10 protein-coding genes are annotated in these 9,360 nt (G+C 69.0%); 5 read left to right on the top strand and 5 right to left on the bottom strand.

Annotation, left to right across the window (positions count from 1 at the left end; translation table 11 throughout):
• The coding region (gene sepH / locus ACFWF3_RS12990) for a septation protein SepH (protein ID WP_379313842.1) at positions 1-687 on the top strand (687 nt) is incomplete at its 5' end.
• A 183-nt stretch (positions 688-870) separates the two neighbouring features.
• A complete protein-coding gene (locus tag ACFWF3_RS12985; protein ID WP_378990501.1) occupies positions 871-1,602 on the top strand; it encodes a DUF6928 family protein in 732 nt (243 codons plus the stop codon).
• A gap of 3 nt (positions 1,603-1,605) precedes the next feature.
• On the opposite strand, the gene ACFWF3_RS12980 is transcribed toward ACFWF3_RS12985, so the two are convergent.
• Positions 1,606-1,905, bottom strand: coding sequence for a DUF2537 domain-containing protein (locus ACFWF3_RS12980; protein ID WP_378990502.1), 300 nt, complete (start codon positions 1,903-1,905; stop codon positions 1,606-1,608).
• Entirely contained in the window at positions 1,902-2,705 is an 804-nt protein-coding gene (locus ACFWF3_RS12975) for a TrmH family RNA methyltransferase (protein WP_378990503.1), read from the bottom strand. The genes ACFWF3_RS12980 and ACFWF3_RS12975 overlap by 4 nt, the downstream gene beginning before the upstream one ends.
• Before the next feature lie 25 nt (positions 2,706-2,730).
• On the opposite strand from ACFWF3_RS12975, the gene ACFWF3_RS12970 reads away from it, so the two are divergent.
• Positions 2,731-3,132 carry a YccF domain-containing protein gene (locus tag ACFWF3_RS12970; RefSeq protein WP_378631982.1) on the top strand — a complete coding sequence of 134 codons (402 nt, stop codon included), beginning with the start codon at positions 2,731-2,733 and terminating at the stop codon, positions 3,130-3,132.
• Here the strand turns inward: ACFWF3_RS12970 and ACFWF3_RS12965 are convergent, their stop codons facing one another.
• Positions 3,133-3,564: a MarR family winged helix-turn-helix transcriptional regulator gene (locus tag ACFWF3_RS12965; protein ID WP_379295987.1), complete on the bottom strand. Its 432-nt coding sequence runs from the start codon at positions 3,562-3,564 to the stop codon at positions 3,133-3,135. It lies immediately after the preceding gene.
• Between the two features lie 68 nt (positions 3,565-3,632).
• Between ACFWF3_RS12965 and ACFWF3_RS12960 the strand changes: the two genes are divergently transcribed.
• Positions 3,633-3,893 (top strand): DUF2530 domain-containing protein, encoded by a 261-nt coding sequence (locus ACFWF3_RS12960; RefSeq protein WP_379313841.1) that lies wholly within the window; start codon positions 3,633-3,635, stop codon positions 3,891-3,893.
• Here ACFWF3_RS12960 and ACFWF3_RS12955 read toward each other — a convergent pair.
• Entirely contained in the window at positions 3,890-5,914 is a 2,025-nt protein-coding gene (locus ACFWF3_RS12955; RefSeq protein ID WP_379313840.1) for a neutral/alkaline non-lysosomal ceramidase N-terminal domain-containing protein, read from the bottom strand. The two genes, ACFWF3_RS12960 and ACFWF3_RS12955, sit on opposite strands and share 4 nt — an antisense overlap.
• Here ACFWF3_RS12955 and ACFWF3_RS12950 point away from each other — a divergent pair.
• The gene (locus ACFWF3_RS12950) at positions 5,895-6,659 is read left to right on the top strand and encodes a TetR/AcrR family transcriptional regulator (protein WP_378990507.1); all 765 of its coding nucleotides are present in this window, start codon (positions 5,895-5,897) and stop codon (positions 6,657-6,659) included. The two genes, ACFWF3_RS12955 and ACFWF3_RS12950, sit on opposite strands and share 20 nt — an antisense overlap.
• A gap of 1 nt (position 6,660) precedes the next feature.
• Here the strand turns inward: ACFWF3_RS12950 and ACFWF3_RS12945 are convergent.
• On the bottom strand, positions 6,661-9,360 hold a 2,700-nt coding region (locus ACFWF3_RS12945), incomplete at its 5' end, for a hypothetical protein (RefSeq protein WP_379313839.1).

The following is a 9,360-nucleotide window of genomic DNA, read 5'->3' as shown; positions in this document are numbered from 1 at the left end:
GTGCGTCCCGACGGCCCCTCGGTGGAAACGCTGCACGAGATCGTCACGGCGGCCTTCGCCGAGCGCGGCCACACCATCGAACAGGCCGAGTGGGATGCCTGGAAAGACGAGAAGGGTTTCTGGGTCGCCCAATTGCAGTGGCGCCACGGTCACTCCGAGATCGCCGCGCACTGGCGCTACCAGCCCGACGCGCACGGCGGCTCGGTGTCGCCGCTCGACGACCCGGCCAACGACCTGATCGATCCCGACTTCGGCCGCGCGCTGCGTGGGCTGGCGACGATCCTGCCCACGCCGGTTCCGGCCGCCTCGCCGGTGCTCGAACCGCCCACCCCGGTGGAGCCGCGTCCGCGCGAGCAGATCGCCGCGCCCGCCGCGCGTCCGCAGAGCCGGCCTGCGCCGAACGTGGACGAGTACTACGAGCAGCGTCAGGTCGCCGCAGGCGGTGGCACGGCGGCGATTCCGGCCGCACCCATCCCCGCTGCACCGATCCCCGCCACGCCCAAGCCCGCCGCCCCGAAGCCCGCTGTTCCCGCCACGCCGAGCCAGCCCGCGGCGCAAGCGGACAAGCCCGCCGAGGAACCGGTAGCCGAGAAGCCCGCACCGAAGCCCGCGCGCACCAAGCGCGGCAAGGCGCCCATGCCGTCATGGGAAGACGTTCTGCTCGGCGTCCGTAGCTCCGGCAACTGAAAGCATGCGGACGCTCACGGGCCCGATTGCCATATCTCGCAAGAACATGGGTAACTCGCCGGGAACGAACTGACGTACCACGTCCGCCAACCGTCAGCCGCCGACGCCATCGAGCCACCCACCTGAGTCTGGCTTGAATACACGGAGAGGCGGGACAGCGAGGCGGGACAGGGAGGCGGGACAGTGGCTTCTACGCTCTGGTATGTCGATACGCCTGATCCGGTGGCGGTGCTGACCGGAACTATCGAGTCCGATCCTGTCGCGGCGGCGGCGTTGGCCGGGCAGTTGTACGGCGACCACGACGTTCGGCCGCACATGGTCGGGACGCTCGCCGGATGCGCCGCACCGGATCGGGACGAGGTCTATATCGGGTGCTATCCCGGATTGACCGTGGTGTGTACGGCCGAGGCCGCGCTGGTACATCCGACGAAGCTGCCCGATCTGCTGGTGCGCCCGCTCGCTTCCGAGCACACCTACCTGGTGTCCTACGACACGACACTGCACTGGGGCGCGTTCGCGCATTGGGAACGTGGCGAATTCCGGCGGTCGTTCAGTTCCACCCGGGTGGACATTCTCGAGAACGAAGGACTCCCGATGGTGTGGGAGCGCACCTTCTGGGCGGGCGAGCATCCGGTGCCGTGGCGGGGTTCGGACCATCCCGAACCCCAGTCGCTGCCGTTCGATCCACCGGATTTCGCCGACGCCGCCAATGACGAATGGCTCGGTTTCCGCTACCTGACCCCGGCCGCTTCCGGCCGACTCACCCCCGGCGACCTGCCGGTCTGCGGTTTCACGCTGTATCCGAAAGGCCAGGCACCGGAGCAGAAGCGCGTGCCGGTCGGTCGTCCCGGGGCGGCGACGCGGCGCAAGCGCGGGCTCTTCGGGTGGTTGCGCGGTGCCGATCGGGTGCTGTGAGCGTCAGCTGAGCTGGTAGACGATCACGGCGATCCAGCCGAGCACCACCGCCGCGGCCGCACCGGCCAGCACCCACCGCACCACCGGCGTGAACCGCCACCGCCACGCGGTCGGCGCCACCCCGATCGCCGCCACCACGTTCACCCCGATCGCCAGCAGCGGATTGACCGCGGCCAGCGCGCAGCCGAAGGCGTAGACCGCGACCCCGCCGAGCAGCGCGACCAGCACGACCACGGTGCAGCCGGCCGCCCATGGCACCGAATCCGCTTGCGCCCGATACGGTCCCTCACACTCCTTGCTCATGACGTGCGCACTCGTTCGTAGAACGCCATCGCCGCCGCGGTCGCGACGTTGAGCGAATCGGTTCCGGGTGACATCGGGATGCGCGCGCGAACATCGGTGGCGCGCATGGCTTCTTCGGTCAGGCCGGGCCCTTCGGCGCCGAGCAGCAGCGCCACCTTCTCCCCCGTCATCGCCGTCGCCAGGTTCACCGCCGCGGGGTTCGGCGTCAACGCGATGATCTGGAAACCCTTGTCCCGCACGAGGTCCAGGCTCGCCGGCCACTGCGGCAGTTGCGCGAAGGGCACCCGGAGCACATGTCCCATCGACACCCGTACCGCCCGCCGATAGAGCGGATCGGCGCACCGGTCGCCGAACAGCACCGCGTCCGCGCCGAGCCCGGCGGCGTTGCGAAACATCGAACCCAGGTTCTCGTGGTCGTTGACGCCCTCCAGGACCGCCACCGTGCGGGCGCCGTCGAGCACCTCGTCGACGGTGAGCTCCGCCGGACGCGGCGCCACGGCGAGTACGCCGCGATTGAGATGGAAGCCGACCACCTCGGCCATCACCTCCGCGCTCGCGCGGTAGTACGGCAGATCGCGATCGGCCAGATCGCCTTCGAGGGTCTCGAAGCGCTTCCCGACGCCGAGCAGGGCGCTGGGCGCGAAACGCGAGTCGAGCATCCGCTGCACGACCACTACGCCCTCGGCGATGACCAGGCCTTTTCGGCCCGGCAGATCCGGCCTGCGGTCGGCATTGGACAGGTCACGGAAGTCGTCGACGCGCGGGTCGGTGGGGTCGTCGATATCGATCACTTCGGCCACCGGCTAATCCTGGCATGCTGGAAGCATGAAGATTGTCCAGTTGATCTTGAACGTGCTCTGGGTGGTGCTGTGCGGGTTCTGGATGGCGCTGGGGTACCTGCTCGCGGCACTGATCTGTTTCATCCTGATCGTCACCATCCCGTTCGGGATCGCCTCGCTACGCCTGGCCGGATACGTGCTGTGGCCGTTCGGCCGCACCGTCGTCGACAAACCCGGTGCGGGCGCGGGCTCGCTGATCGGCAACGTGATCTGGTTCGTCTTCGCGGGCTGGTGGCTGGCGCTGGGCCATGTGTTCACCAGCATCGCGCTGGCGGTGACGATCATCGGTCTGCCGTTCGCCTGGGCGAATCTCAAGCTGGTGCCGCTGTCGCTGTTCCCGCTCGGCCATGACGTGGTCTCGGCCGACGCGGCGCGGCAATCGAGCTGATCACTCCGATTCGGCGACGATCTGGTTCATGATGCCGACGGCTTCCCCGAGCACCGCGATCTGCTCGGGGCGCAGTCCGGCGAGCTGACCGGTCATCCACACCTCGCGGGCATTGGTCTCGTCGGCGATCAGCGCGCGACCGGCGGGCGAGAGCGAGACGATGATCTGCCTGCCGTCGGTCGGGTGCGGGCGGCGCTGGACCAGGGAGAGGTCGGCGAGCGAGGCGATGACACGGGTCATCGACGGTGGTTGCACGCGTTCTTTGCCTGCCAGCGCGCCGGGCGTCATCGCGCCATCGCGAGCCAGCGTCGCCAGAGCCGACAGCTGAGTAAGCGAGATCTGCGCATCGGAACGGCGTCCGCGCAGGTGTCTCGTGAGCCGCACGACGGCCAGTGAAAGGTCACCGGCCAGGGCACGGACGTCCGATGGCATTGTCACAGTGCAGAACTCTACGGTAAATCCGGCTGTGCTGACGGGTTTCACACGGCTACTGTTTGGGTATGGACGCCGGACCTGTCAGTCCCGAGATACCGCAACTGCCCCGATTCCTGGTCGACCCACGCCCCGTGGTGCTGGGTGGCTTCGCTCTGTGGGTCATCGCGACCGCGGTCGTGTGGATGAACGCGAGCTGGGCCGATGCCCGCCCGGTGTGCCTGATGGGGCTCGTGGTGGGCGTGCTGGGGTCGTCGATCTTCCTGTTGCAGCGGCGTTCCGCGCGGCGCGGTGACAAGGGCGCCCAGGTGGGCCTCGACACCGACTAACTCACCGCGAATTCGTCGCTGGTCCCGATAACCGGGCGAAGCGTGCCGTCGGCGCCCAGTGCGTCGGCGTAGTGCACGAATCGGTGCACGCCGGGTTCGGCCGTTGCGGGGATATCCCAGGTGAAGCGGGCGATCGAGACCGAGGCGCCCGCTGTGCGCCAGTGGAAGCGGACGTCCCATTCACCTTCGTTGGCCACCCGATCCCAGCCCGTCGCGGTCTTTCGCTGCACGTGCAGGAAGGTGTCACCGCGGCGCGGATTGTGTTTCGGATGGGCCGAGACGAACTCGACAGCCGCCTGTTCGCCGCGTCGACAGGCTGCCGGCTGGATCAGGACGTCACCGAAACCACGGCCGGGCGGGGTCGCGTCGGGCCCTGGCGCGGCGGCGAAGTTCGGTTGCAGCGCGGAGACATCGCGCGGCGCCGGACCGCGCCCGACCGGCTGACCCACGGCGAACGCCGCTGCCAGTCTGGTGAATTCCTGCACATACCCGCACAGCGTGTAGCGGCCGAACAGCGTCGAAGCGCCTTCGTACTGCTGCGAGTCGTATTCCTCGGGGGTGGTGACGTATTCGTGGTAGCTGTTCGAATAGCCCTGTAGCAGCACCTGTTCCAGCTCGACGCCGAGCGCCGCCGCCACCGCGCGGCGCACGCGCAGCCCGGCGACGATCGTGAATTCCGCGCCCGCGGCGGCCAGATATAGGTCACCGATGCGAATCAGCTGGATCGGCACCACATTCGGGACCCACGGTACGGGCGGCATCAGCCCGAGCGGGGCGAAGATCGCCTTGGGCGCCTGGGCGTCGGCGAGCCAGGCGGGGTGCGGGTGGTCGATGCCGCCGAGGAAGTCGACCATCGGATTGCGCACGCCTTCGGGGATCGGGCCGCCGGGCAGGCCGGGACCGTCCTCGACGCTGCCCGCCGCCAGCGAGACGCCCGCCGCGGCCGGGGAGGTGCGTCGCGGGGCGCCGTCGGGGGTAAAGCGGCCGTCGATCGTGAGCGTGGCGAGATCGATGTAGCAGAGCATCGAGGCGACCTCGGCCTGCTGTACGGCGGCCCGCGCCGCCGCCTCTTTCGCCGCGTGATGCTGGCGTTCGCCCAGGATCCTGGTGTTGTCGAACTCGTCGGTGGTCGGTCCGTTGCCGGGCGCGAGGCCGAGATTGGGCGACATGTCACCGGCATTGGTCTGCGCGAACGCGGCGAGGAAACCGGCGCCGTCGAGGTGGCGGACGCCGTGCTCGAGGTGCTCGGCGGCGTAGCTCGCGTAGCCCTTGTTGTCGGAGCTGATCAGGCGGTTCGCGTTGGTCATCGAGGTGTTGTGGGTGGCGAACCAGGTGAGCGCGCCGACCTGACGACCTTGTCTGGCGAACACCAACGTGGTCACCGCGGGGTCGATCGCGTCGGGGAAGACCGCGCGATCGGCGGCCGGATTGCGGTCGAAGGCCACGCGCGAGCGGTTGACACTGGCGTCGTGGAGTTCTGCGCGCCCCAGGCTGATGGCGCCCGGGGCGAAGTCCGCGTCGGCCGCCACGATCGCCTCGACGATTCCGTCGACCTCGGCGTCGAAGACCTGCTGCTGAAATCCCAGCGTCGCCAGCGTGTAGGCGTAGTCGTGCGCGGAACCGCCACAACTGGCGTGGGTGTGCGTGGAGGTGAGAACGACATTCCGCTCGGAATACCGGTCACCGAAACGGCGGGCGAGCGCGAGCAGCACCGCGCCGTGCACCGAGGCGAACACCGCGCCGTTCTCCACCGCGACGAACGCGATCCGAAATCCGCGCGCACCGATGACGAACGCACGCGCGCGTGGGCGCAGATGAATTCCCGCTGTTGTCTGTTCGAGTTGGGAGTAGCCCATCATGCCGCATTCCGCGGCCGGGCCCGTGAGATCGGCGCTACCGAGCCCGAATTCGAATCCCTCGGGATTCGCGTGGGCGACCGGCATTCCCCTCTTCGAGATGACGGGCAGTGCCGTGGCACCCAGTGCCGAGACAGTGAGCATAGTGCGGCGGGACAGGGACATCGGGCGACTCCTTCGCAACTTCCATTTCGGAGACAACCACATCAACTGGTCAAATGTCCAGGATTTTCTGGCGGACCGGCGAATTGACTGTTCGTGGCGTGAGCGCTTAACTCGCACAGTGTCCTCCCGATTGAGCGTCGAAGAACGACGAGCCCACCTGATCGAGGCAGCGATCGGTCTCGCCGAGAAAAAGGGCGTGGCGGGCGTGACCACGCGCGATGTCGCCCAAGCGGCAGGCGTCTCGCTAGGTGTGGTGCATTACTGTTTCGAAAACAAGGACGCGCTGATGACCGAGCTGGTCAAAGCGCTCTCGATGGAATTGCGCGATTCCGTCGATGCCGATGAAACGGTATGGGAAGACGCAGGAACAGGAAAAGAAGCACTTCAGAAATTGGTGCGCCGCGGTTTGGAACTGATGTGGCGCAACATCGAAGCCACTCCCGAACGGCAGTTGCTGACCTACGAGACCACCACCTACGCGCTGCGCGAGGGCGAATCGACGCCGGCCAAGCTGGCGATCGCCCGCGAGCAGTACGGGTTCAACGACAGCACCGTCGCCGATGTGATCAACCATTGCAGCGAGGCGACCGAGACGCGATGGAACACCCCGGTGGCGACGCTGAGCCGGTTCATCCTCAATGTGATCGACGGGATCGTGCTGCGGTGGCTGGTCGATGACGACAGCGAGTCCGTGCAGGTTCAGCTCGATCTGCTCGCCGAGATGGTCGCCACGCACGCGGAATAGATCAGCCGCGCGGCGCCTGTACGTGGGTCACGTCGCCCTCGCACCACCACGGGACGTGGACAGTGCCCGAGATCGCCCCGCGCAGATGCACTTCGAGGGTTTCGTGCAGCACCAGCTCGCCGGTGACATCCTGCGGCGACCACAGCTGACGCAGCACCACACCCAAAGGCTCCGCGGCCCAGGTGCTTCGGCGCCCGGTGCCGAGCACCTCGGCACTGACCTCCGCCGAGACCAGCGGAAGGTCGAGCAGGGTGGCCAACGCGTCCGCGTGTGCAGTGTCGCCGACCACGAGGCGTTCCGGCGGGACAACGAGGCCGAAGCAGGGCTGGTCGAGAACCATGGCGGTACTCGCGTCGACGACGTCGCCGGACAGTGCGCGGATCTGCTCGGGCAGATCCAGTTCGCGCGGATCGAGGACGCCGGACGCGACTGCGGCGGCCAGACGGGCATTGGTTCGGGCGATCACCTCGGGGGCAGGGGATTTCGACGGATCGGCCAGCGCGTCGAGGAGTTCCTCGGCCAGCGCGGCGGACATGATGTCCGGGCGCACGAGAACGGGGCGCAGCGCATCGAGATCGGGGCCTTCGATGCCGACAGCCGCGAATACCGGTAGAAGTCCGTCGAATTCGTCGTCGTCGGGGTGGTGGAGCCGGCCCAACGGAATGCCGTCGATCTGGGCGTGGCGGTGCAACCACCAGGCGGTGTAGCCGTCGCGATCGGCCAGCAGGGCACGGGTGCGCGGCTCGGACAGCAAGTGGCGCAGCGCTTGCGGCCAGCGGTCTTCGTCGACCAGGTCGAGATCGCGGACCGCGACGAGCTCGCGGGGGTCTTCGGAAAGGCTGTCCCACCAGGACTGTTCGGCGTCGAGGTCGTGATCGGGGCCGACCGGTTCCGGATCGGTGAGCACCGCGAAACCCCAGCCGACACCGATCGCGCGCAAGGCCTGCTCGCCGTACTCGGCGACGGCGGCGTCGGCGACGGTGCCGAAGGGGGCGTCGGATGCCAGGACCTCGGCGAGCGGGGCGCCGGGCAGCAGCAGTTCGTCGGCGGGGCTCAGCTCGCCTGTTTCGTCGGGCAATTCGAGTAGGCCGAGCCAGTCGGGCAGCGAGCCGTGGGAGGCGAAGGGAGCCAGCTGGAGCACCGCGGCGACCGTGTCCGGGTCGGCCGGATCCTGCTCGAGCAGATCGCGCAGGGCCGGATCGGTGAGCAGGTCATCCGAACTCGCGCTGCGGGCCCCCAGCCGACCGAGCAGCGGGTGCGTGGCGTCCGGGTGCACCAGGCGCGCCCAGTGCACCGGCACGGCCACCGTGAGCTGATCATCGAGCACCACGGTCCGCGGACCGGTGACCAGCCGCCCGTCGGTCAGCGGCACGGCCAGCGCGCCGAATTCCTCGGCGGTCCTGGTGTCGACGACGAACGGTTCCAGGGCGGCGTAGAACCGCCGCCACCACCGTGGTTCACGTTCCAGTCCGCTCGTCCGCTCGGCCACCGCGGCCGGTCCGAGCCGATGGACATCGAGCACCGCCAGCTTGTCCTGACCGGCACGGCCGGACAGCTCCGGAATCACCAGCGGTCCGGTGATCTCGGCGAGGATCGCGGCCAATTCCGGTGTGAGATCGGGAAATACGCTCGCGCGGGTCGGTGTGCTGCACGGCGAGTCCGCTGCGGCCGGTTCGTAGGTGGGCTCTTCCGGGGCGAAAGGATCGCTGTGCGGTGCGGATTCGCCCGAGGCGAGAGGGGATCCATCGCCGCCGGTCGCTTCGGCATCGTCGGATGCGAAGAGAGCCGCCAGATCCAGCAGGTCATCCGAAGCCGACGCGCCGCGCCCTGATCGTGTCGTGATGTCACGGCCGGGTGTGCCTGGTTCGTCCGACGCGAAGAGGTCCCCGAGGTCGGGAGCGCTGTTCTGCCCGGCATCGTCGGTTCCGAAGTGTCCTGGCGGGTGGCGATTCTCAGATGAAGTCGGCGAGCCGGGCTCCGGGAAGTCCGACGGATCGGCTGTGGCCTGCTCGCGCGTGGCGCACACCGGGAGCCAAGGGTTGGTACGAAGCTCGGCGATCACGGCTTCGCGGAGGATCGCGTCCGCTTCGCTGCGGGCGAAGCCGGGCGTGGGGACCAGGACGAGACGGTCCCGGGGTGGGAGCGCGCGGGCGAAATCCGCGTATCCGGAGGCCAATTCGGTGATGCGGGCGCCGGGAAGGAGGCGGCGGCGGTCGGGCTGCATCGGGATATCGGCGACCAGGATCGCGGGGAGAGAGAGTTCCTCGTCGGATCGAGTCGGGGCGCGCAGGACATCCGGGGCAGTCGCGACGGGACGACCGTGACGGAGTGGGAGTAGCCAGCGGGCTCGGGGAGTGCGGTACTGCCACCACACTCGGCGCGCGCCGGACGGGAGGGTGATCGTCAGCTGGGAGAGGGTGCCGGGGCGGTCGGCGTGGGACACGTTGGCGTCGAGCTCGCGTGGGGCGTCACGTCCGTCGGCTGCGGCTGCGGCTGCGGCGTCCGCGGCCGCGGCTGTGGCTGTGGGGGTCGCGTCGACGGCAGCGGCGGAGGCGTCTGCGGCCGCGGCTGTGGCGGTCGCGTCGACGGCAGCGGCAGCGGCAGCGGCAGCGGCGGAGGCGTCTGCGGCCGCGGCTGTGGCGGTCGCGTCGACGGCAGCGGCAGCGGCAGCGGCGGCTGCGGCCGCAGCGGGGGCGGTCGC

The sequence above is a fragment of the Nocardia sp. NPDC060220 genome (assembly GCF_042727815.1).
GTDB lineage: Bacteria > Actinomycetota > Actinomycetes > Mycobacteriales > Mycobacteriaceae > Nocardia.
Note: the sequence above shows the minus strand (reverse complement) of the source record. Positions and strands in the feature narration are given on the sequence as shown.